The following is a 22,686-nucleotide window of genomic DNA, read 5'->3' on the forward strand; positions in this document are numbered from 1 at the left end:
ATTTTTCGGAGCAAACGGTTGAAATACTTCAAATATATTCTACTTTCCCTCGTTATTACCTCCCTTGTACAAATACTTATATGGACAAGATCGGGTGATCAAATTGTCATATCACCGCAAATTGGTGAAAAGCTAGAGTCTCTCTCTTATACACCGTTTAAAGGTTTTGAGAAAGCACTTAAAAGCGATGCTGAGATTGCTGAAGATATGAAAACCATTGAATTCATTTCACGAAAAGTCCGAACATATGCTATTGCAGATGCAAAGCATGTTTTAGAAAATGTCAAAGACACCAAATTAAAAGTCGATGTTGGTCTGTGGCTCTCAACGGATAAAAATGCCAATGAATCAGAAATTGAAACGCTCTTTGAACTTGTCAAAATGTACAGCCCTCGAATTTCTTCCATCATTGTTGGAAATGAGGTTCTTTTACGTGCTGATTTAACACCTGAAGAGTTATTTGCGTATATTGACCGTGTTTCGGTTCGCACGCGTATCCCCGTTACAACAGCGGAAGTTCAACACGTTTGGTTGACCAATACAGAACTAGCGCGCCATGTTGATTTCATCTGTGTGCATATCTTGCCATATTGGGAGAAAGTGCCTATTGAGCAAACTTTGGCATTTGCGAAAGAAAAATACGATGCTATCGCTCAAATGTATCCTAAAAAACCTATTACCATTGGGGAGTTTGGCTGGCCAAGCAGTGGCTACAACAACGAAAAAGCTGAAGCAACACTGACCAATCAAATTGCCGCGATTACAGGCTTTTTGGAGATGGCAAAAGATCAAAAATGGACTTATAACATTGTTGAAGCCTTCGACCAGCCATGGAAAGGTGTTCACGAAGGAAGTGTTGGACCGTACTGGGGTCTTTTTGACACCAACAAACAACCTAAATTCCACTTTATTAAACAAACCATCATTAACCCACTATGGCGTTACCAAATGGCAGGATCAGTCTTCTTTGGTATATTGCTTACGTTCTTTGGTTTAAGAAATCAACGCGTCAACTTTGCCCATGCGATAACGTATGCCGCAGCGGCACAAGCGATGGGCTTTGGTCTCGCAATGGCGGCAACCTATCCATTCATATTCTATATGAACTTTGGTATGTGGATTATGTGGACAATGGGAATTATCTTGATGATTCCTCTGGTCATCATAACGTTAGCCAAAATTAATGAGCTCTTTAAATGTACATTGGGAATTGCGCCTGAGCGTTTAGCACCGCTTAATCTTAAGTCAGATCATGTACCATTTGTCTCTATTCATGTGCCTGCATATAAAGAGCAACCGCATGTTCTCATTGAAACACTCGACTCACTAGCACATTTAAAATACACCAATTATGAAGTTTTGGTCGTCATCAATAATACACCTGAAGAGTTTTACTGGAAGCCTATTGAAGAGCATTGTAAAAAACTCGGTGAAAAATTTGTCTTTTTGAACATTACATGTAAAGGTTTTAAAGCTGGAGCACTGAATGAAGCACTCAAATACACCCATGAAAAAGCAGAGATTTTAGCTGTCATTGATGCCGATTATGTCGTTGGCGAAAACTGGCTTGTCGATCTTGTACCTTTGTTTGATGATCCAAAAGTGGCTCTTGTCCAAGCACCACAAGATCACCGTGATGGTAAAGATTCACTTATCAAGCAAGCGATGAATGCAGAATACGCAGGTTTCTTTGACATCGGTATGGTTGAGCGAAATGAAGAAAATGCCATCGTAGCACACGGAACCATGCTAATGGCAAGACTTTCAGCAATGCACGAAGTGGGTGATTGGACGACGTATACCATTGTTGAAGACTCCGAGCTTGGACTTCGCCTTTTTGAAGCAGGCTATACGGCACACTATACCAACAGACGTTATGGATGGGGACTTCTTCCTGATACGGTTGAGGCATTTAGAACGCAACGTCACAGATGGGCGTACGGTGCCATTCAGATTTTGAAAAAGCATTGGCGACATTTTATGCCTTCATCCAAGACACTCACCCCTTATCAAAAGTACCACTTTGTGGCTGGTTGGTTCTTCTGGCTCTCAGATGCTTTTGGTGCGTTGACTGCCTTTTTAAACATCTTCTGGGTACCGTTTATTATCTTTGTAGGTGTAACGATTCCAACGCTACCACTTACCCTTCCTATCTTAGTGGCGTTCTTGGTTAACATCTTGCATGCGTTTATCTTGTACCATACCCGTGTGAAAATGGGCATCAAAGAGACCGTGCTGAGTGCCATCGCATCGATGAGTCTTCAGTTGGTTATCTTTAAAGCCGTATACGATGGTTTTGTTAAAGATGGACTACCTTTTAAACGCACCGAAAAAGGTGGCAATACCAAGAAAGTGGCTAAAAGCCCTATTCGTCATGAGATGATTTTGGCATCTTTGCTTACCATCTCGTTCTTTGCACTTTACTTTACAAACTATACACGCATTACCGAAATTTATGTTTTTTCATTTACTCTTTTGATTCAGAGTATTCCTTATTACTCTGCCATTATTCTTCGCATCATCGAACTTCAATCTCTTAAACCTAAAAAGTAGTGGTATTTCGCCACTGCTTTCTTAAGGGAATGTGTAAAAAAAGATATGCTAAAAAAGCATGTTTTTGTTTTAAGATCTTTCATTGACTTTGCTATTTTCATGCTATAAACTTTAAATATTATGATGGAAACAACGTATTTAAAGGAGTTAAAATGGCTGATTTAGTTTACCGTGTCAACATGACCAATCTTAGTTTTAAAATCGAAGAGGTTCCTTCCAAATGGATGGGACTAGGAGGACGTGGACTTACATCTACTATTGTTGCTGAAGAGGTTGATCCAGAGTGTCATCCATTAGGACCTAATAATAAAATGGTTTTTGCGCCAGGTCTTCTTTCAGGCACAAGCGCTTCAAATTCGGGTCGTAACTCATTGGGTGCAAAAAGTCCTTTGACAGGTGGTATTAAAGAGTCCAATGTTGGTGGAACGAGTGCCGGTATTTTTTCAAAACTTGGTATCAAAGCACTTATTATTGAAGGTCTACCAAAAGATGAAAATACATTCTATCAATTACATGTAACCAAAAATAAAGTTGAATTCATCCCCGTACCTGAGCTGGTTGGCAAAGATAATTACGCTGTATTAGATGCGATGATGGCAAAATACGATAAAAAAGTAGCCGTTATGAGTATTGGTCGTATCGGAGAGATGCGCATGAACATCGCGAATGTCTCAGTTAAAGACCCTAGTGGAAAACTCAGAAGTCACGGACGTGGTGGACTTGGTGCTGTTATGGGTTCTAAAAAAATTAAATGTATCACGGTTGATGCAGCTGATTATAAAGAAGTCACCATTGCAGATCCTGAAAAATTCAAAGAAGCAAGTAAAATCTTCACCAAAGCGCTTCAAGAAAATCCTATCAGTGGACAAGGTTTACCAGCATTTGGAACGAATGTTTTGGTTAACATCCTCAACGAAGCAGGTGGTCTTCCAACCCGTAACTTTAGAGAAGGTTCTTGGGAACACGCTGAAAACATCTGTGGTGAGACGATGGCTGAAAACATTAAAGCCAGAGGTGGTAAAACAACGCATGGCTGTCATGCAGGCTGTGTTATCCAATGTTCACAAGTCTATAACGATAAAGAAGGTAAATACCTCACATCTGGCTTTGAATATGAAACCATTTGGGCGCTTGGAGCTCATTTAGGTATTCAAGATTTAGATCTGATCGCAAAGATGGACGGTCTTATGGATGACTTGGGTGTCGATTCTATTGAAACATCGGTTACACTTGGACTTGCAGTCGATGCAGGTATCCTCGCATACGGTGATGGTAAAAAAGCGTATGAATTACTCTCTCATGACATACCAACGGGAACGCCACTTGGAAGAATTCTAGGGGCTGGAACGCACGTTTTGGGAAAAGCGTATGGTTTAGTGAGAGTTCCTACGGTTAAAGGTCAAGGTATTCCTGCATATGAGCCACGAGCGGTTAAAGGTCAAGGCATTACGTATGCTACAACACCTATGGGCGCAGATCACACTGCAGGCTACGCTGTTGCTACCAACATCCTCAACAGTGGTGGACATGTCGATCCGCTCAAAAAAGAGGGGCAAGTGGAACTCGCACGCAATCTCCAGATAGCAACTGCTGCAGTGGATAGTACGGGTATGTGTATCTTTGTTGCCTTTGCAGCATTGGATGATGCAAAATGTCTTCCTGCTTTAGTGGACATGATTAATGCACGCTTTGGCTGTAATCTCACGATTGAAGATGTTGTCAATTTGGGTAAGACCATTCTTAAACGAGAACATGAATTTAATATCAAAGCAGGACTTGGCAAAGCAGATGACAGGTTACCAGAGTTTATGAAGTATGAAACACTTCCTCCACACAATGTCACTTGGGATTTCACAGGTGAAGAGATTGATGAGTTCTGGAATTTCTGATGCACGTTTTGGTTAAACTCTTTGCGCAGTACCGAGAAGGTCGCTTTAAAGTTGAGCAAAGAGAATATCCCAATGGTACAACAGCTCAAACGGTCATAGACGCATTGGAGCTTGAGCGCGTATCGCCTCTAGGTGTCTTAATGGTTAATGGAAGGCATGTTGAAACATCTTATAGATTACAAGAGGGCGACTTCATCGCCCTCTTCCCAAAAGTGGGTGGCGGTTAATTTCCCTTGAGCCCAGAGAGAAGACGGAATGAGCCTGGTGTTCCAGGTGGAAGAAGGGCTACTCGGTCATTTTCATGTAGCTCTGTCTCTTTGGGAACAACGGTATAATTCAGAAAAACTGCTTCCACCTCTTTTTGTTCAAGCCCTAAAGAGTCGATCAAATCAACAATACGTGTTTTATCCTCGACAACCCATGTAGCATCCAAATAAGGGATGCCTTTTTGTTTGAGCTTTTCACGTAAAAATGAAAAAGCATTGAGTATAATGTGCATAAAATATCCTTATATAAAATTATACACTAGGATAAAGAAAATGGAACTTTTAACGTTTTTAAAAGAGCAAGCCATTGATGGATTTCTCCCACTTCAATCGTCTTATGCCGCAATGGAACGCTTTACATGTAACTTTAGAGAGGTCGAAGAGACGGCTCTTAAAAATGGCATTTTACCGCTTCGTTACAAACGCAATCAAAAAACGATTTCAACACAAGAACAGTATGCTCTTTTTCAATCCACCGTGCTTATCATCGGCTGTGGCGGATTGGGTGGTTTTGTCTCTGAAATGCTGACACGCATAGGTGTGGGAAATCTCATTTTATGCGATGGCGATGTTTTTGAAGAACATAACTTAAATCGTCAAAATTTTTCATCACCTAAAACTATAGGGCGCTTTAAAGCCGAAGTTTTAAAAGAAAAACTTGAAGAGATCAACCCTGCTTTACATGTAAAAAGTATAACCACTTTTTTTGATCCCAAAACAGATAAAAATCTCATCCAACAAGCCAATGTTATCGTCGATGCCTTAGACAATCCCGATCTGAAATGCCTGCTTGCAAGACTCTGCCATGATAATCAAAAAGCGTTTGTGCATGGTGCAATTGCTGGCTATTACAGTCAATTTGCAACCTCTGCTTTACTTGAGCCTCTCTATCTGAAAAAAGGCGATGGTGTTGAAAAGAAAGTAGGAAACCCCTCTTTTACCGTATGCTTTGCTGCCTCTATTCAAAGCGTAGAAGTGGTAAAATTGCTCTTAGGAAAACCTCATCTTCAAGCACCTCTTATGGGAGATTTATGGGAATATGAGCTAATTTTGCTATAATCGCAAAAAAACAGGGACTCTAATGCAACGAATCAAGGACGCTCTTTCTACTTTTCATGCACTCTGTTTCGGGCTAATCCTCCTTGCACTGATAACCGTACTGTTTCGACTTATCCCCACATATGCTTACTATTTTGTATGGCAAAGTACCTTTGTCTCTTTTATGATTGCTATTTTGCTCAGTATCTATTTCAATAAAAGCAAACTCTTTGTTTTGTTGCTTTTCCCTCTTTTTTTCACACTCTGTTTAGCCTTTCCCACGTCCCTTTTTACCAAACTGAGCGTTCCTGCTTTTTGGCATATTGCACCCCTTATTACAGCACTTGGGTATTTACTGGTCTATTCACTGCAAGAGAGAGGACTTTTTAGCTCTTTTGGCATATTGCGTACCACACTTGGACTCATCATACTTAGCATTGGGTACGCAGGACTGAAATATTTTTCACCGATTATTCAAAAAGCACTGGATACTCCCATTTTACATGTAAGCCTTCAAGGGCTCTCAAAAGCCAGCGATTTTATTCTGATTATTACCGTTATCGCTTTAGGTTTCATCTTCTTAATCTCAATGCTCTTTGAAGCACAAAGCCAAAAAGCACCTTTTTGGATGCTTTTAGCACAGATGATTCCTCTACTTTTTTTGCAAGAGAGTAACGATGTCATCCTCTTTTCACTCGTAGCCTCCATCATTGCCATTAGTGCATTGGTGCATGATGCGTATCGTATGGCATATGCGGATACACTCACAGGCATTCCTTCACGAAGAGCACTGGAAGAGCGTTTCTTACGTTTAGGTTCACACTACATCATTGCTATGGTGGACATTGACTTTTTTAAAAAATTCAACGATAAATTCGGTCATGATATTGGGGATGATGTTTTAAAACTGGTTGCCAAAGAGTTGAGTCATGTCAAAAATGGAGGTCGAGCATACCGCTATGGAGGAGAAGAGTTTACCATTCTTTTTAGTGGTAAGAAAAAAGAGGATTGTGTCATAGCGCTTGAAGAACTCAGAGAGCAGATATTTAGACGTGGATTTGTCATTCGCGATAAAAATCGTCCTGAAAAAGCACCCAAAGAGATGCAACAATCCAATGCTGTCAAAAAAGAAAGACTCTCTGTCAGTATCGGTATGGCAATGTCTGCTAAAGGCAAAACACCTCAAGAAGTTATCAAACTTGCCGATGATGCTTTATACAAAGCTAAAGAGAGCGGACGTAACTGTCTCATTTGCTTATAATTTGCGCATAATTACTTTTTTTAATATGTTAAGATGGACGTAAAATATCCTAAAGGAAATCTTAATGAGTAGTACAACCCTTAAATGCTCACTTGCAGAGTGTAAAGCACGACTCAAAGCAGTGGATAATATGAGTTTATCCGAACTTGAAGAGTATGCCACGCGTTGCTCAACATGCGGTAATTGGATATTAAAAGACGATGCTGTTGCCAATGAAACGTATATGAAGGTTTCAACCAAATGGGCTGAATCATTCAATCAAGCTCTTTTAAAGAATTCCTAAACATATTTTATTTTTTAAAATTAATCATTTTTTTTCACTTTTTCTTACACTCTTTCTGACTACTATATTCCTCGTTATTGCCTTATAATATCTCTTTTTTTCTCATAATTTAATGCCTTTTTTAGCACCAATAATGATAAGGAAGCCTATGTCACAAAAGCACTCTAAATGCAGTGAAGATGTATGTAAGAAAAAATCTAAGCAGTTTGCGACGATGAGTATTGATCTGCTTTGTGAGCAAATCAATCTATGTGAAGAGTGTAATCATGGTAATTTTAAACACAATTTTACGGCTAAGAACACCTACCAGATACTCTCAATTTTGTGGGCTGAAGAACACAATCGAAGGATAGGAAAACGTGGATAAGCCCACGTTTTCACTCGTAATAAAAATTAATGAAGTTCGCTGTTAAGCTTGATCTCACGTTTACTTCTGGTGGCTACAATCATGCCATTGACGCTGTTTTGACGGAAATGAATTCCATCCAATCCCGCTAGCTCCAAGCCTTTAAAGAATACGATCTCTTCTTTACCTGCTTTTTTGAGTTTTGCTTTAGGATTAGCCTCAATAATTTTTGCAAGCTCTACCCCACTCACTCCAATTTTAGTTCCCTCTAAAATAGCAATACCTGCATCAACGATACATCCATTGCCCAAAGGAATACCCGTCACAGAGTTGGCTCCAAGAAGTGTATTTTCGCCAATGCTAACAGCATTACCGTTCGTTCCACTAAGCACGCCTAAGATACTAGCACCGCCGCCAACATCACTTCCTTGTCCTACAACCACAGAAGAGCTAATGCGACCTTCAACCATAACAGCACCCGTTGTACCTGCATTAAAGTTCACGTAACTAGCACCCGGCATAATGGTTGTACCAGCATGAAGTTGCGCGCCCATTCTGACTTTACTGGTATCTAAGATACGCGTATTGTCGGAGGGAATGATGTGTGCTAAGAAACGTGGAAATTTATCAACTGATTCGATGAGTGGATATTCACCCAAAAGTTTCATCTCTACTTCGTGCATTCTAAGCCATGCAAGCTCTATAGGTTGACCCAATGACCATGCTACGTTTTCAAGCACACCAAATGCGCCTGAGAGGTTTAATGAGCGAATCGGAGCTTTACCCGTAGAGAGTGCATAAAGTTTCAAATAAACGGCTTCTGGACTCAGCGGTGCATCATCTTCAAATAAGAAAACGATACGATAATCTTTTTTAAGCTTCTCTGTTTGTGCAATCCAGTCCAATGTTTTAATCACTTGAACATTTTTATGCGCTTCACCGATTGCTTGGTTAAGGTATGGAGTAAACGCATTCATTGCATTTTTGACAAATTTCTTTTTCACATCATAGACAAATTCACTGCTGGTAAAATCTACATCAACGCCACTTTCTTGTAGTGCTGCAATTAAAATAGCCGCACTCCCAAAGTTTTCTTTCCAGTTAATAACAGGAAATGTCGCTTGTAAAATTTTCTCAGGGCTTAGTTGTCCACGGTCAACTCTCGCAATACCAAAACCAATTGGTTTTTTATACCCAGCTTGCGCTTCAATATCTTTGACTAATGCTTTAAAATCTGCCTCATCAATCGTTACACGTAAAGCCATATTTTCTCCTTTATGTTCCTATTTTTTCACACTTGAACACGCACTTGGTGCACCATTAACACCCATAGTTGGCTGAATTGCTTCATTGCTTACGCCACCATCTTCGTTTACTTTCTCAATAGCTTCCCAAAGTTTACGAGCTGAGTCTTGGTAACGTTTAGCAGTTTCGCTTGTCGGATGGAAGAAGGTTACTGGTTTTCCAGCATCTCCGCCTTCACGCACAGCAGGTTCAATAGGAATCTCGCCAATCACGATGGTTTCAAACTTTTCTGCCAACGGTTTGGTGGTTCCTTTACCGAAGATATCATACTCTTTATTTGTCTCAGGGCAGATAAAACCGCTCATATTTTCCATAATTCCAGCGATTGGGATGTGTAGTTTTTGGAACATATCAAGACTTCTCTCCGTATCATCAAGCGCTACTTGTTGAGGCGTTGTAACACAGATACCCGCCGTTACGGGAACACTTTGAGCCAGTGTTAATTGTGCATCACCTGTTCCTGGAGGCATGTCGATGAAAAGAACATCCAAATCACTCCACAAAATATCGCGAAGAAGTTGTTCGATCGCTTTCATAACCATAGCGCCTCTCCAGATGAGTGACTGCCCACCTTCCATCAAAGAGCCCATACTCATCATCTCGACACCATACGCAACGATAGGTTTAACTTTTTGGCCTACGATTTCAGGATGTGTGTCAACGACACCCATCATACGAGGAACATTTGGACCATAAATGTCAGCATCTAAAAGCCCTACTTTTTTACCTTGACTCGCAAGTGCGATTGCCAAGTTAACGGTTGTCGTTGTTTTACCGACACCGCCTTTTCCTGAGCTTACCATCACGAAATTTTTGATGTGTGGTGCCATGTTTTTACCTGATTGTGAGTTACTTTTCTCCGTTGGAGCCTTAGGTTGCTTTACAACAACATCCACACGAGCAGCACCCAATGCCTTAATCGCTTTTTCAATAGCGACTTTTAATTCGTCAGCAACTTCTTTACTTGAAGAGACAATCTCTGCTTCAACATATACATTATTATCCGATATATCGATATTTTTAACAAAACCAAATGTCACAATATCTTTTTCAAAACCTGGGTATTTTACGCCACCTAATGCGCTTAAAACGGCATCTTTATTTAACATTTTTTCGACCTTTATGCTTAAGTGATGGCGGAATTTAACACAAAAAAGATAAAAAAAAGCTTTCAAAATGTATAATATTGTAACACTTCAGAAAAAAGGACAAAGTTTGCCCGATTTAGCACTTGTGATGTTAGGCGCAGGTAGTTCTTCAAGATTTAACCAACGTGTTAAAAAGCAGTGGCTACGGATTGAAGAGACCCCTTTATGGCTATATGCCACCCAAAATCTTCAACAGCTTTTTCCTTTTAAGCAAATCATTGTGACGACGACACCCGATGAACATTTTTATGCGGGAAAATTTAGCGATACGATTACCTTTGTAGAGGGTGGTGCTACCAGACAAGAGTCTCTTGCCAATGCTCTTTTACATGTAAATACCCCTTACGTTTTAGTCAGTGATATTGCACGTCCTTGTATCGATCAAGCAATGCTGGTTCGAATATTAGCTGAGATGGAAAACAATGACATTGTTGTGCCCTATTTGCCCGTAGTTGACACCGTTGTTTACGAAGATGCAACGATTAACCGCGATCATGTCAAACTGATTCAAACGCCGCAACTTTCACGTACAGAGATGTTAAGAAAAGCATTGCAAACATCATCACTCTATACGGATGACAGCAGCGCCATTAAAGCGATGGGCGGAAAAGTCGCTTACGTACTTGGAAACCCAGAGGCTAAAAAGCTTACATGTAAAGAAGACAGTGCAACCATTCCATGCCTTAAAGCTCCCTCTTCAACGCCTTTTGTTGGACAAGGTTTTGATGTGCACGCATTTGAAGAAGGCAAAGTGATGATGCTTGGAGGTGTGAAAGTACACCCAACAACAGGCTTTAAAGCACACTCCGATGGTGATGTTGCCATTCATGCACTTATCGATGCCCTCTTAGGAGCAGCAGGTGCAGGAGACATTGGAGAGCTTTTCCCTGATAACGACCAACGTTATAAAGATATTGATTCAAAATTTTTACTAAAGGAAGTGTGCTCGTTTTTAGCAAAAGTGGGATTCGAGATCGTTCATTGCGACATTACCGTTATGGCAGAGTTTCCACGTTTAAGTGCCTTTAAGGACAAAATTAGATTTACCCTTGCTAACATTATGGCAATTTCACCTATCCATGTGAATGTAAAGGCAACCACGACAGAGAAACTAGGATTTGTTGGAAGATGCGAAGGTGTTGCAGTCAGTGCAACGGCTACATTAAAATATTATGATTGGACGAATGTATGAAGATTTTAATCGTTGAAAATGAGATTTATCTCGCGCAAAGTATCGCCTCTAAGTTGATGGAAATTGGACATTTATGTGAGATTGCTACCAGTATCAAAGATGCACTCAAAGATGAAAAATACGATGCCATCTTGCTCTCTACCAATATTTCAGGACAAAATTTTTACCCTGTTATCGAGAAACATCGCTCTTCCATCATTATTTTAATGATCTCTTATATTAGCAATGACACCGTCACCAATCCGATTAAAGCAGGTGCTTGTGATTACATTCAAAAACCGTTTATGATTGAAGAGTTGATCCGAAAATTACAACACTTAAGCGACTTTAAGAACCTCAAAAAAGAGAATGAAACCTATAAAGAGTATGTCAAAAATCTTTTCAGCAGTGCTAATTTAGAACCACTGGATAAAAAAACAAAATTCCCTATTTTAATCAAAACCAATTTTCAAAAACATGCAGATGCACTTGTCTTTAACTACGCGCAGTCTCAAAATGAAACATTTACGTTTATCTCTTTAACCCAAAGTAATGCCTTTGAAAAAATTGCACGTGCTGGAAGTGAGGAGTTACTCTACATTATTGATCTTCATAACCTCAAAAAAAGCGAAAAACTCAAAGTCTACAACATCTTAGAGGGCAAACGTGCTATTATTTGTAGCACTGATCCTAACGAAGAGAGTGACTTTACAAAGATAGAAATCAACACCGATAGTAAGATTTTAGACCAAGGTGATATTTTGTGTATTGATGATTATGTCAAATATGTCATTTTCAATTTCCAAAATAAATTCCCTGACACGGAACTCTCAAAAAAATTAGGAATATCTCGCAAAAGTCTATGGGAAAAAAGGAAGAAATATGGAATCAACAAGAAAAAATAACCGACAACTCTTTTTAGATAAAGAATTTTTAGCAACCCTTGCTCTTGCCAAAGAGGGTATTTTATATCCCGTAGATAAGCTTATGAATCGTGCTGAAGCTAAAGAGGTCGAAGAGAGCGGATACTACAAAGGCAAACCTTTTCCTTTTCCTTTCATTATTGCCCCAGCAGGTGAAAAAAACAAAGAAGTTCTAACCACCGCCTATCAAGGTGAACCTCTTGATTTTGTGGTTGATAGTAAAATCAGAGGAACCATTATCGTTGATGAAGTCTTTGAGGTCGATAAAAAGAAGCGTATTGAACAGATTTTTGGAACGTATGACATCTCAAACCCTGAGACACAAACGTTTCTCAAACGCCTTGGTGACATCGCCGTGTGTGGTGAGTATGAATTACACTTTGATGACATTAAAAACGTTAAAAGCAAAATCGCTGATGCGAAAGCACAACTGGGAGCCAAAAACGTTTCTGCCATGATGATGAATGCAAAACCATTCCATAGAGCACATGAGCGGGTCATTCGTATCACGCTTGAGAAGTGCGATATGCTGGTTATCTTTTTGCTCAAACCTTATAAACAAGACATACTCTCGTATGAACTTCGGTTAAAAGCGTTACAGTACTTTGTGGACAACTATCTACCTAAAAACAGAGTGGTGATTGTTCCTTTTGAAAACACCTATCTTTTTTCCAGCTATAAAAATGCTGTGCTAGATGCCATTTGTGCTTCAAATTTCGGATGTAATAAACTCGTTCTTGGTCAACACCACAGCGGTATTGGCGCATACTACGATCAAAATGAGATGAAGTCTATTTTAGATCATTACGAAGATTTAGAGATTGATATCGAGATTATCACTGAGTTTGTGTATTGTAACGAGTGTAAAACGTTAGTAAGTACCAACACGTGCCCACATGGTGGACACCATCACATCAAATATCATGCAGAATCATTGCTTGAGATCTTAAAAGCAGGCATGTTGCCTCCTGCCATCTTTATGCGTAAAGATATCTCGGCCCTCCTTTTAAGCGATCTCTTTAAAAAACGTTTTGAAAATATTGGTAAAATTTACGATGCTATTTTCCCAAATAGCGGACTTTTAGAGAGTCACGATGAACGCGATTTTTACCTTGAACTCATGCGTTTACATCAAACAACTTCACTGACTTAGGATTTTCATGCCAAATGCTTTTTTAACTTTTTTATACTCAGGTCATGCACCAAAGGCACCTGGAACAGCAGGGTCTTTGCTTGCTGTCATCCTAGGCGCTGGGATTATTCATTACATCTCCATGGAAACGTTGGTACTTTTAACCATTCTCTTTACCCTTATGGGCGTTAAACAGATTAATGCTTATGAAGAAAGCAGTGGCAATCACGACGACAGTCGCATTGTCATTGATGAAGTGGTTGGTGTGTGGATCGCGCTGATTCTTAGCTCTGGAACGATGATTCAAATTGTCCTTAGTTTTGCATTTTTCCGTCTTTTTGACATTTGGAAACCTTCATTGATTGGCAAAATTGATCGAAATGTTAAAGGTGGCTGGGGCGTTATGGGCGATGATATGCTTGCTGGTGTGGCTGCAGGTATTTGTAGTGCGGGCGCATTTCAACTTTTTGAGTATCTCTCACATTCTCTCTTAAAGTAAAACATTACTTTTACATAATACGAAAGCCATAAGCGTCATACAACTATACTTTTGGTAGATTTTTATCAAAAGGATAGACCTATGAAATACCTCTTCAGACTGCTTATGGCAACCACCCTTCTTCTCTCTTTCTCAGAGGCAAAAGAATTTGTTATTGACAATGCCCACTCCAATATTGGCTTTTCAGCCAAACACATGATGATTTCCAATGTCAAAGGTAATTTCAACGTCTATAATGCAGAAATTGATTACGATGCAGATAAAAAAGTATTCAATAAATTGAGTGCAAAAATTGAAGCGGCTTCTGTCGATACCGGTATTGCTAAACGTGATGAACACTTACGCAGTGGTGATTTTTTTGATGTTGAGAAGTTTAAGACCATTGACTTTGTGATGACATCCATGAAAGAGGGCAAAGTATATGGCAAACTTACCATTCACGGCGTCACCAAAGATATTATCTTAGAGAACACGATACATGGTGTTGTCAAAGATTTTCAAGGACATCAACGCGTTGGCTTTAGCTTAGAGGGAAAACTCAACCGCAAAGACTTTGGTCTGACATGGAATAAAATCCTAGAGGGTGGCGGACTTACTGTTAGTGATACGATCAATATTACCGTCGAAGTCGAAGCCATCGAGTTATAATCGTTTAAAACCGTCTCTTTCAAAAGGCTGGGAAAAGAGTTTAAAATGCTCTTTTTCCGCTTCACTTACCTCTATCTCCCACACCACACCGTCACTTTGAAATTCTCTTTGAATCACCGTTACATTTTGCGTTGAAGTGTAGTGCTCAAATCTGGGGGTCAACGAGTAAATCGTATGAAAAAGAACTCTTTCTTTAAAAACAAAAGGGATGAGCGACGCGTTGGCTATTACCTCTTTTGCACTGCTTCCATAGGCTCGAACCAAGCCACCCGTGCCAAGTTTAATGCCGCCAAAATAACGCACGATTAAAAGCCCTGCATTGATGAGTTCAACCCCTCGCATCACATTTAAAACAGGAGGCCCGGAGGTACCTTTGGGTTCTCCATCGTCGCTATTATTTTCCACGACTTGGCGGTATTCATTAAAAAAGCGTTTAGCCCAAACAATGTGTGCCGCTTTTGGGTGTTCACTTTTAAGCTTTACATGTAAAGATTCAAAATCACCCATCGGGCAAAGATACGCCAAAAAAGTGGACTTTTTTTCTTCAACCTCCGCGGTATAAATCTGCTCAATGGTCTGCATTAAACTCTTTCTATGACCACACGAATATCGGCTGGTTTTGCATGGTAAGGCGAAGAAGTGACAATAAAATCAACCCCCGTTTGTGCGTAAGCAACAATGTTATGTTCACCAATGCCACCCGTTGCGGAAAGAAGCAGATTCGGGAATTCTTCTTTGAGTACCACACAGTGCCTTAGTGTTTCAAAATCCATTTTTTCGCATTGAAGTATCGCCGTTCCAAGCGTTGCAAAATAACGTGCCTCTTCGTAGCTGTCTACTTCGACGACAATCTTTTTTTCCAAGTACTTCTGCTTCATTTTGGCAAATTGCGCTTCAAACGCCGCGTCGCTTTCAAAAAATACACGATGTTGTTTAAAGACTAAAACAGAGTCATAAAGCCCCAATCGATGATGTGCACCACCTCCAGCATAGACTGCTTTGAGTGCCAACTCTTTGGTTCGAGGAAAAATTTTACGTGTGGTTAAAAGTTCAATTTTAGGATTCACTTCGCGTGCAAGGGTTATCATCGTGTTGGTTTTAGTCGCAATTCCACTTAAAAACTCTAAAATATTTTGAGAAACTTTCCATGCCTTGTGCGCCGCGTCCGCTCTACCATATGCCTCTAAGATAAGCTCTCCTGCTTCCAGTCTATCGCCACACTCTTTGTAAGCATGTGTATCAAGTCCTAGCTTTTGACACATCTCTTTGACAAACTCCACGCCACAAAGAACAATAGGCTCTTTGGAAGCAAATGAAATCTTGGCTTTGTGAGACCCAATATCTAATCCAACCGTGGTCATGTCGATTAACCCGACATCTTCACGTATCATATCCATCATAAGTAAACCTTTACTAAAGTATAAAATCATAACACAAGAAGGTTAAAGAAACTGCTCCTCTTTTTGGAAAAAATGCAATGCCGTAAAAACCGCTAAAGAGATGACAATGAGAATGGCACACAAGAGCAATGCCAAGCGGTACTCACCATCAAAAACGGCATTATAGATGGCTAGTGAGATCGTATCGGTTTTACCGACAAGGTTTCCTCCCAGCATTAACGTAATTCCCACTTCCCCCAAAGCACGTGCCAAAGCAATCAAAAGAGCGGCAACCACACTTTTTTTAATGCAGGGAAGAATGATAAAAAGAAACGTATGAAACCTGCTTTTACCGCTCATGTAAGCGGCTTCTTTAATGGCTTTTGGGAAAAGCTCAATGGCAGACTGAAGTGGTTTAACCATCAAAGGAAGGGCTGATACAAATCCCGCTAACACCAACCCGTTAAAATCAAAAATAAAACGTATCCCCATGGCATTAAAATAGCTTCCAAGCCAGCCGTATTTGCCTAAGAGAAGCAAGAGTAGAAAACCTATGGCAATGGGAGGGAAAATCAGGGGAAGTGTCACCAGTGTCTCTAAAAGCCACTTGTATTTAAGCTTTTCATTGGAGAGGACATAAGAGAGAGGAATCCCCAGAATAACTAAAAGAAGGGCAACGACGCTGATGGTTTTAAGGCTTAGCACCAAAGGGTGCCAAACCTGTACCATATCAAAGTCCATATTTGGCAAATATCTCTTTCGCTTTAGGCGTTTTTAAAAAGGCAACAAACGCTTGGCAAGCATTATCGGTTTCGCATGCGTTTAAACTCCCAGCTACAATTTCAATAGGCGTGTAATACGCCTGAGGGATTTTGATGTATCCACCCATTTTATCCATGTTATCCAATGCTGCGGTGAGATTCATAATGCCCACATCCACTTCATGCGTACTCACGTAAGAGCTTACTTGTGGCACGGTCGCCACGACAATAAGTTTCTCTTTTACACTTTCGTACAACGTGCTCTTGTGTAAAAATTCTATGCCAGCATCACCGTAAATTGCTTTTTTAGCTTCTGGCATTGCTATGGTTTTAATCGCATCACTTTTCAAATCTTCAATACTAGAAAATGTAACTCCTTTGGCATAAGCGATGACTGCAATACCCTCTCCTACCCTTTGGTAATTTACAAAATGAAGCTCGCTCTGTTTCTCTAAAAACTTTTTATCGGCAATGACCAAAGCAATTTCCATCTGTTTGGCATGAGCAAAGATTTGTGCCATATTGCCATACATCACATCGATCCGTCCATGTCCACTCTCTTCATACGCTTTAAGCACTTCAACAACAGGTTTTTTATACCCAGCGCCCACAGCGATTTTAAGATCATCCGCCAAGACGTGTGTTAAAAAAGCAACACAAATAAAGAGTAAAAGCTTGTTCATTACTTCTCCTTTAATCGTTGAATCATAGGGGCAAATGCTTTGGTTCCTATGCTCACACTATCGCCTACATGTAAATCTTTGGCTTCGCTCTCATCGAGCACAATTTCCACGATCTGCTGACCGATAGAGACGATGGCAATGTAGATGACATCCACTTTGACGATGTCCAAAAGTTCACCCTCAAAAGAAAATTTTTGACTCCCTTGGGTACGAAGAAGAACACTCTTGGCATCACCATCTTGAACAACTTCTCCTTGAGAAAGAACCACAACGCGTGAACTTAAACGGTAAATTTCACTCGGATCATGGCTTACCATAATGGTCGTTGTACCAAACGCCTTGTGGAGCATTAAAATCTCATGCTGAAGTTTCGTACGCATCAAAGGATCAAGAGCAGAAAGCGGTTCATCCATCAAAAGAAGCTTCGGTCTATTCATCATCGCTCGGCATAAACTCACCCGTTGTTTTTGCCCACCCGACAAAGTTGCAGGCTTTCGATGAGCAAGTTCACTCAGTTCTGTCATACTTAAAAGCTGCTCTGACAAAGCTCTGTCTTTACGTACAAACAGAAGATTTTCGAGTACGCTCATGTTCGGGAAAAGTGCATAATCTTGAAAAACAAACCCGATGCCTCGTTGTTGTGGAGGAAGGGAGCGTGAGCTATCTAACCACACCTCATCATCCACTTTGATCTGCCCTTTAGCACTCTCCAATCCCGCTAAAATGCGGAGCAACGTTGTTTTACCACTACCGCTTTGACCCGAAAGTGCGACAAAGCTCTGTTTTTCAATCGAAAGCTTTACATGTAAATCCATTTTGCCAAGAGAGCCTAAAAGCTCTTTTTGTACATCAATTTCGATCATGCAATGCCTCCTAAACGGTGGTTCTGATTGCGGTTAAATACATAGACCAAAAGCAGAACCAAAAAGCTGATCAAGACCATAATGCCACTGTAGAGATGAGCACTGGTATAATCCATAATCTCTACCAACTCATAAACAGCAACCGAAGCCGTTTTTGTTTGATTCGGAATACTTCCACCCACCATCAAAACGACACCAAACTCGCCAACCGTATGCGCAAAGGTAATGACAATAGCCGTCATTAACGAAGGCTTGATGTTAGGAAGTGCCACACACACAAAAGTGTTCTAAGCTTACTTTTGCCTGCAATATACGAGGCTTCTAACATATTTTTAGGCAATGCTTCAAAACCACTCTGTAAAGGTTGTACCATAAAAGGAAGCGAATAAAAACAGCTCGCAACCACTAACCCTGTAAAGTTGAAGACCAATTTCATGCCAAAAACATCTTGGAAAAACCGTCCAATAGGAGAGTGGAAAGAGAGTGCATAAAGAATATAAAAACCTAAAACAGAAGGAGGCAATACAATAGGAAGTGCCGTAATGGCTTCAAAAACAGGCTTAAACCGAGACTTGCTTTGCGATAAATTCCACGCTAAAAGGATAGAGATACAAAAGAGAATTGCAGTAGTTATGGAAGCAAGTTTAAATGAAATCAGAAAAGGGGTAAACTCCAATGCCTTTAGTGTTTCAAGCATCTAAGACCTCCAAGACAAAGAGTTCGCTTGCTTTTATAAGCAAGGTAACCGCATCACCAACTTGAAGATTCATCCGAGTGGAAGAGCTTAAAGTAATAAAACTTTGCATCTCATTTTCGTTTACATGTAAAAGAATGGAGCTCAGCAATTTTCCATTTTCAATGCTCTCAATCGTGGCAGAAAGCTGGTTAGAATAACTAAGCTCGCCACTCAAATTTTTAGCAATCGCCACATGCGAAGGCTTGATGCCAAGAATCACATGTGCGTTTACATGTAAACCTTTTGGCAGATCAAGCCCCATCATTTTCAGGCTCACACCTTCATAATCAAAACTGATAATATGAAGATTTTGCTCACCTTCAATACGCGTTACAACAGCATTCAGTCTATTCATTGACCAAATATCCGTAATTTTTAAAGATCGCTTTCGCTTTTGCACTTAAGACAAAGTCATAAAAGGCTTTCGCTTCAGCATTGTTCTCCGCTTGTTTAAGCAAAACAATTCCTTGAGCAATAGGTGTGTAGAGTTTTGGATCCACATCAACCCATTGAACCCCTTTTTTGTACTCTTTCATTTTGTCGCTGTAAAAAGCAGAACTGTTTACAAAACCGACATCTGCCGCGGTGAGTGCAAACTGTAATGCTTGTCCAATGCTATCGCCCTGAACCAGTTTTGGCTCTACTTTCTCAAACACTTTTGCATTTTTAAACGCTTCAATACTCGCTGTTCCATACGGTGCAGTTTTTGGGTTTGCAATCGCCACTTTCTCGACTTTAGGATCATCCAAAACAGCAATACCTTTACTTAAATCAAGCCCTCTAACACTGACCATCGCCAAAGCGCCACTGGCATAAACAACGGGTTTTGTTACCGCAATTTTTTCAGCATACAAATTCTCAGGAAAGCCCATGTCGGCACTTAAGAAAAGATCAAACGGAGCACCACTTTTAATTTGTGTGGTAAATTTTCCACTCGCACCTAAAACCGTGTTGACTTTAGTGTTCGGATTGGTTTTTGCAAACTCTGTTTTAAAAACTTCAATAACATCGCTCAAATTGGCGGCAACTGCAACACTAATCTCTCCAGCAAGAAGAGAAGCTGACAACACGGCACTCGCTAAAAATAGTTTTAACATAAAGACTCCTTTGAATTATTTTCCGATGATAATACTACTGGATTTGATGATGGCACACACACGAGATCCCACCGCAAGCCCTAAAGCTCTGACGGATTCTGCCGTAATGGTTGAAACCACTACATCGTTTTGACCGATGTCCACACTCACTTGCGCATTGACTTCACCGATTTTGATGTCAGTCACCATACCCACAAGTTTATTGCGAGCACTTGTAGCGATGTCAAGCACATTAGAAATTAACACCGAAGAAGCTTTGATGATTCCCACCACTTCATCGCCAATTTCAAGACCTAACTCTTCCACCGCACTGTTGGTAATGGTAGAGACAAGGATGACACCACTTTTAAGTACGATGCTCACCTCTGCATTCACTTTTGCCTTTTTAATCTCGCCGATTTTTCCCATCAGCTGATTACGCGCACTTATCTGCATAGCAATCCTTTGTATGTGTTTTAAACTGTTCATTTCAAAATCACCCAGAGTAGAGAGTCGATTTAAAAACCGTTCATACTCTTTTTTTAAAACGCTGTAGTTGGCAACGACTTCGCAACCAAGTGGCGTGAGGGTTGTTCCCCCTCCTCCACTACCACCCGTAACACGCACAACCAACGGGTTATGGGAGAGATTATTCATCGTATCGACAGCTTCCCATGCCGCTTTGTAACTCAGCCCTACTCTTTTAGCAGCACTACTAATTGAGCCCGTTTCAGCAATGGCTTCGAGCAATTTAATTCGCTTTTCCAAAAGGGCTGGTTTGTCAAAACTCATCACACCAGAGGCAATCCCCTCCATTTGTTTTCCTTATGTAGTAAAAGTATATAACGATAGACATGGCCTAAATCATTTTGAGCATTATAACGTTATTACCTTAAGTGTTATAACGCTTTATGTTTAATTTTTAATCATTTGTTGCAAAGTCTCTATTTTAGCCATTTTCAAAGGGAAATTTTAAGAAAATTTATATAAAATGGAAAAAATCTATTCTCAAAAGAGCAGCATGACACAAAAAATTTTATCGCTTATCTGCGGCGCATGTATTATTTCAACTTCACTCAGCGCATCCTATCTTGATAAAGAGACCGCTGATCGTATTAAACGTAACACGGATTCTATCATTGCAAAAGACTTAGGCACGAAACAACTTCTCTTTGCTAAAGACGAACAAAAAATCAATCAACCAGCAAGCCTTACCAAAATTATGACAGCAATGTTGGCGATCGAAAGCGGAAGAATGAACGAAGTGGTAACCATCACGCGTGAGATGATCCAAGTAGAACCTACCAAAGCAGGTCTTAGAGTGGGTGAAAAATTTTACCTTAGAGACCTTGTCAAAGCAGCGATGGTGATGTCAGCGAATGATGCTGCCATGAGCATAGGCGTCTATTTAGGCGATGGCGATGTCGATAAATTTGTAGTGCTAATGAACAAAAAAGCTAAAATGATCGGTATGAAAAATACGAATTTTACCAACCCATGTGGTTTTGACATCGGTCACCACTACTCCACCGCACTCGATCTTTTAACACTCAGTGAATACGCTATTAAAAATAACGCCTTCAACGATATGGCAAAACTCAAACGTCATGATTTTCAAGCAGTCAATACCAAAAGAGGCTATGCTGCATACACCCATAATAAACTTCTTAACAACTATAAATATGCAGTAGGTATTAAAACAGGATATACGCAAAAAGCAGGCCCTTGTTTGATTGCAAGAGCTAAAAAAGATGATAGAGATATTTTAGTGGTTATGCTCAACTCTGAGCATCGATGGAATGACATCAAAACGATTTTTGAAGATGTTCTACCAGATATTACGGAAACAAGAACGGCTAAGAAAGTTGTAGCCCCTTCTAAAAACTCTAAGAAAACAGCATCAACCAAGAAAAAAGCACATAAAATAGCGTAGGCTTGTCTTTTGACAAGCCCTTAAATCTTCTTACTTTGAAAATCCCTTTGCTCTCTCATACGATGCTTCCATCGCTTTGATGAAACTGTCTCGCACGCCACCTTCTTCAAGCTTTGCATAACCTGCAGCTGTTGTCCCCGCTGGAGACATCACTTTATCTTTTAATATGGCAGGATGTTCACTTTTGAGCACTTCACCGACACCTTCAAAGAGTGTTGCAATGTATTGATACGTGATCTCTCGCTTCATTCCAAGATTGACCGCACCATCGCTTAATGCTTCTGCAACCAAAGCAATCCACGCAGGCGCTGAACCAGCAAGACCTGTTGCGATGTCAAGCTCTTTTTCACTCTCCAACCAAAAGCAACGACCGATAGAGCTTAGAACATCTATCGCCTCATCTTTTAAAGCAACGTCACCACACAAAGATGTCGCCGATTTGCGCACAAGGGCTGCCATATTTGGCATAGAGCGAATGTAATGCTTTGCCATAATGCTCGATTTGAGTTTTTCCAAGTTCACACCTGCCATAATAGAAATAATGCCCTCAGCAATGCCTTTGGTGTGAAGCGTGCTAAACGATTGAGGTTTGATCGCAAGAATGACAATGTAGCCTTCTAAGGAAGGAATCTCCTCCACAATTTTGATGGTTGGATAGAGTGCTTGTAACTCTTTAACACGTGGAGGATAGGCTTCAACCACCGTAATATCTTTTACATGTAAACCTTGAAGCATCGCTCCACCCATGTTCCCTGCACCAATTAAAAGTAATTTCATTGACATTCCTATGCTA

The 22,686-nt window shown here is 40.3% G+C and carries 25 protein-coding genes and 1 pseudogene; 13 read left to right on the plus strand and 13 right to left on the minus strand.

Annotated features, from left to right (window positions below; translation table 11 throughout):
- Nucleotides 1-18 precede the first annotated feature (18 nt).
- The 3 genes from SAR02S_RS12085 to SAR02S_RS12095 all read left to right on the plus strand — a co-directional run bounded on the left by SAR02S_RS12085 (nucleotide 19) and on the right by SAR02S_RS12095 (nucleotide 4,669).
- Nucleotides 19-2,553 carry a glycosyltransferase family 2 protein gene (locus SAR02S_RS12085; RefSeq protein ID WP_041960093.1) on the plus strand — a complete coding sequence of 845 codons (2,535 nt, stop codon included), beginning with the start codon at nucleotides 19-21 and terminating at the stop codon, nucleotides 2,551-2,553.
- 152 nt (nucleotides 2,554-2,705) lie between these two features.
- Complete coding sequence (locus tag SAR02S_RS12090) at nucleotides 2,706-4,442, plus strand: aldehyde ferredoxin oxidoreductase family protein (protein ID WP_041960095.1); 1,737 nt, start codon at nucleotides 2,706-2,708, stop codon at nucleotides 4,440-4,442.
- On the plus strand, nucleotides 4,442-4,669 hold the full coding sequence (locus SAR02S_RS12095; protein WP_041960097.1) for a MoaD/ThiS family protein: 228 nt from the start codon (nucleotides 4,442-4,444) through the stop codon (nucleotides 4,667-4,669). The genes SAR02S_RS12090 and SAR02S_RS12095 overlap by 1 nt, the downstream gene beginning before the upstream one ends.
- Here SAR02S_RS12095 and SAR02S_RS12100 read toward each other — a convergent pair.
- Nucleotides 4,666-4,941, minus strand: coding sequence for a MoaD/ThiS family protein (locus tag SAR02S_RS12100; RefSeq protein WP_041960099.1), 276 nt, complete (start codon nucleotides 4,939-4,941; stop codon nucleotides 4,666-4,668). The two genes, SAR02S_RS12095 and SAR02S_RS12100, sit on opposite strands and share 4 nt — an antisense overlap.
- Nucleotides 4,942-4,981: 40 nt before the next feature.
- Here SAR02S_RS12100 and SAR02S_RS12105 point away from each other — a divergent pair, with 40 nt between their 5' ends.
- The 4 genes from SAR02S_RS12105 (at nucleotide 4,982) to SAR02S_RS12120 (ending at nucleotide 7,657) form a co-directional block, all read left to right on the plus strand.
- Nucleotides 4,982-5,767 (plus strand): HesA/MoeB/ThiF family protein, encoded by a 786-nt coding sequence (locus SAR02S_RS12105; RefSeq protein ID WP_041960100.1) that lies wholly within the window; start codon nucleotides 4,982-4,984, stop codon nucleotides 5,765-5,767.
- 22 nt (nucleotides 5,768-5,789) lie between these two features.
- Nucleotides 5,790-7,007 carry a GGDEF domain-containing protein gene (locus SAR02S_RS12110; RefSeq protein ID WP_041960102.1) on the plus strand — a complete coding sequence of 406 codons (1,218 nt, stop codon included), beginning with the start codon at nucleotides 5,790-5,792 and terminating at the stop codon, nucleotides 7,005-7,007.
- Nucleotides 7,008-7,071: 64 nt separating this feature from the next.
- On the plus strand, nucleotides 7,072-7,290 hold the full coding sequence (locus tag SAR02S_RS12115) for a hypothetical protein (protein ID WP_041960103.1): 219 nt from the start codon (nucleotides 7,072-7,074) through the stop codon (nucleotides 7,288-7,290).
- 148 nt (nucleotides 7,291-7,438) lie between these two features.
- Nucleotides 7,439-7,657, plus strand: a complete 219-nt coding sequence (locus SAR02S_RS12120; protein WP_041960105.1) for a hypothetical protein — start codon at nucleotides 7,439-7,441, stop codon at nucleotides 7,655-7,657.
- A 26-nt stretch (nucleotides 7,658-7,683) separates the two neighbouring features.
- On the opposite strand, the gene SAR02S_RS12125 is transcribed toward SAR02S_RS12120, so the two are convergent.
- Together SAR02S_RS12125 and SAR02S_RS12130 are read right to left on the minus strand one after the other, a co-directional pair.
- Nucleotides 7,684-8,901 (minus strand): tetrahydrodipicolinate N-succinyltransferase N-terminal domain-containing protein, encoded by a 1,218-nt coding sequence (locus SAR02S_RS12125; protein ID WP_041960107.1) that lies wholly within the window; start codon nucleotides 8,899-8,901, stop codon nucleotides 7,684-7,686.
- Between the two features lie 18 nt (nucleotides 8,902-8,919).
- Complete coding sequence (locus SAR02S_RS12130) at nucleotides 8,920-10,050, minus strand: Mrp/NBP35 family ATP-binding protein (RefSeq protein ID WP_041960109.1); 1,131 nt, start codon at nucleotides 10,048-10,050, stop codon at nucleotides 8,920-8,922.
- Nucleotides 10,051-10,156: 106 nt separating this feature from the next.
- Here SAR02S_RS12130 and SAR02S_RS12135 point away from each other — a divergent pair, with 106 nt between their 5' ends.
- The 5 genes from SAR02S_RS12135 (at nucleotide 10,157) to SAR02S_RS12155 (ending at nucleotide 14,462) form a co-directional block, all read left to right on the plus strand.
- Nucleotides 10,157-11,281, plus strand: coding sequence for a bifunctional 2-C-methyl-D-erythritol 4-phosphate cytidylyltransferase/2-C-methyl-D-erythritol 2,4-cyclodiphosphate synthase (locus tag SAR02S_RS12135; RefSeq protein ID WP_041960215.1), 1,125 nt, complete (start codon nucleotides 10,157-10,159; stop codon nucleotides 11,279-11,281).
- Entirely contained in the window at nucleotides 11,278-12,165 is an 888-nt protein-coding gene (locus SAR02S_RS12140) for a response regulator (RefSeq protein WP_041960111.1), read from the plus strand. Before SAR02S_RS12135 ends, SAR02S_RS12140 begins: the two co-directional genes overlap by 4 nt.
- Nucleotides 12,143-13,336: a sulfate adenylyltransferase gene (locus SAR02S_RS12145; RefSeq protein WP_041960113.1), complete on the plus strand. Its 1,194-nt coding sequence runs from the start codon at nucleotides 12,143-12,145 to the stop codon at nucleotides 13,334-13,336. The genes SAR02S_RS12140 and SAR02S_RS12145 overlap by 23 nt, the downstream gene beginning before the upstream one ends.
- Before the next feature lie 7 nt (nucleotides 13,337-13,343).
- Nucleotides 13,344-13,814 (plus strand): phosphatidylglycerophosphatase A family protein, encoded by a 471-nt coding sequence (locus SAR02S_RS12150; RefSeq protein ID WP_041960115.1) that lies wholly within the window; start codon nucleotides 13,344-13,346, stop codon nucleotides 13,812-13,814.
- An 81-nt stretch (nucleotides 13,815-13,895) separates the two neighbouring features.
- A complete protein-coding gene (locus SAR02S_RS12155; RefSeq protein WP_041960116.1) occupies nucleotides 13,896-14,462 on the plus strand; it encodes a YceI family protein in 567 nt (188 codons plus the stop codon).
- Here the strand turns inward: SAR02S_RS12155 and SAR02S_RS12160 are convergent.
- From SAR02S_RS12160 to SAR02S_RS12200, 9 genes and pseudogenes are all read right to left on the minus strand, one after another.
- Nucleotides 14,457-15,044: an IMPACT family protein gene (locus tag SAR02S_RS12160; protein ID WP_041960118.1), complete on the minus strand. Its 588-nt coding sequence runs from the start codon at nucleotides 15,042-15,044 to the stop codon at nucleotides 14,457-14,459. The two genes, SAR02S_RS12155 and SAR02S_RS12160, sit on opposite strands and share 6 nt — an antisense overlap.
- Entirely contained in the window at nucleotides 15,044-15,892 is an 849-nt protein-coding gene (gene modD, locus SAR02S_RS12165) for a ModD protein (RefSeq protein ID WP_084218515.1), read from the minus strand. The genes SAR02S_RS12160 and modD overlap by 1 nt, the downstream gene beginning before the upstream one ends.
- Nucleotides 15,893-15,904: 12 nt before the next feature.
- Nucleotides 15,905-16,582 carry a molybdate ABC transporter permease subunit gene (gene modB / locus SAR02S_RS12170; RefSeq protein ID WP_041960219.1) on the minus strand — a complete coding sequence of 226 codons (678 nt, stop codon included), beginning with the start codon at nucleotides 16,580-16,582 and terminating at the stop codon, nucleotides 15,905-15,907.
- Nucleotides 16,572-17,285 (minus strand): molybdate ABC transporter substrate-binding protein, encoded by a 714-nt coding sequence (gene modA / locus SAR02S_RS12175; protein WP_041960120.1) that lies wholly within the window; start codon nucleotides 17,283-17,285, stop codon nucleotides 16,572-16,574. The genes modB (SAR02S_RS12170) and modA (SAR02S_RS12175) overlap by 11 nt, the downstream gene beginning before the upstream one ends.
- On the minus strand, nucleotides 17,285-18,148 hold the full coding sequence (locus SAR02S_RS12180) for an ABC transporter ATP-binding protein (RefSeq protein WP_041960122.1): 864 nt from the start codon (nucleotides 18,146-18,148) through the stop codon (nucleotides 17,285-17,287). The genes modA (SAR02S_RS12175) and SAR02S_RS12180 overlap by 1 nt, the downstream gene beginning before the upstream one ends.
- Nucleotides 18,145-18,845, minus strand: a pseudogene (gene modB / locus SAR02S_RS12185) (molybdate ABC transporter permease subunit). Before modB (SAR02S_RS12185) ends, SAR02S_RS12180 begins: the two are co-directional and overlap by 4 nt.
- Complete coding sequence (locus SAR02S_RS12190) at nucleotides 18,838-19,239, minus strand: TOBE domain-containing protein (RefSeq protein ID WP_041960124.1); 402 nt, start codon at nucleotides 19,237-19,239, stop codon at nucleotides 18,838-18,840. The pseudogene modB (SAR02S_RS12185) and the gene SAR02S_RS12190 overlap by 8 nt, the downstream one beginning before the upstream one ends.
- Nucleotides 19,232-19,981: a molybdate ABC transporter substrate-binding protein gene (modA, locus tag SAR02S_RS12195; protein ID WP_041960126.1), complete on the minus strand. Its 750-nt coding sequence runs from the start codon at nucleotides 19,979-19,981 to the stop codon at nucleotides 19,232-19,234. The genes SAR02S_RS12190 and modA (SAR02S_RS12195) overlap by 8 nt, the downstream gene beginning before the upstream one ends.
- Nucleotides 19,982-19,996: 15 nt before the next feature.
- The gene (locus SAR02S_RS12200; RefSeq protein WP_041960128.1) at nucleotides 19,997-20,776 is read right to left on the minus strand and encodes a TOBE domain-containing protein; all 780 of its coding nucleotides are present in this window, start codon (nucleotides 20,774-20,776) and stop codon (nucleotides 19,997-19,999) included.
- A gap of 205 nt (nucleotides 20,777-20,981) precedes the next feature.
- Here SAR02S_RS12200 and SAR02S_RS12205 point away from each other — a divergent pair, with 205 nt between their 5' ends.
- Nucleotides 20,982-21,893, plus strand: a complete 912-nt coding sequence (locus tag SAR02S_RS12205; protein WP_041960130.1) for a D-alanyl-D-alanine carboxypeptidase family protein — start codon at nucleotides 20,982-20,984, stop codon at nucleotides 21,891-21,893.
- Between the two features lie 30 nt (nucleotides 21,894-21,923).
- On the opposite strand, the gene proC is transcribed toward SAR02S_RS12205, so the two are convergent.
- Nucleotides 21,924-22,670, minus strand: coding sequence for a pyrroline-5-carboxylate reductase (gene proC / locus SAR02S_RS12210; protein WP_041960132.1), 747 nt, complete (start codon nucleotides 22,668-22,670; stop codon nucleotides 21,924-21,926).
- Between the last annotated feature and the right edge of the window lie 16 nt (nucleotides 22,671-22,686).

The organism is Sulfurospirillum arsenophilum NBRC 109478 (assembly GCF_000813345.1).
In the GTDB taxonomy this organism is placed as follows: domain Bacteria; phylum Campylobacterota; class Campylobacteria; order Campylobacterales; family Sulfurospirillaceae; genus Sulfurospirillum; species Sulfurospirillum arsenophilum.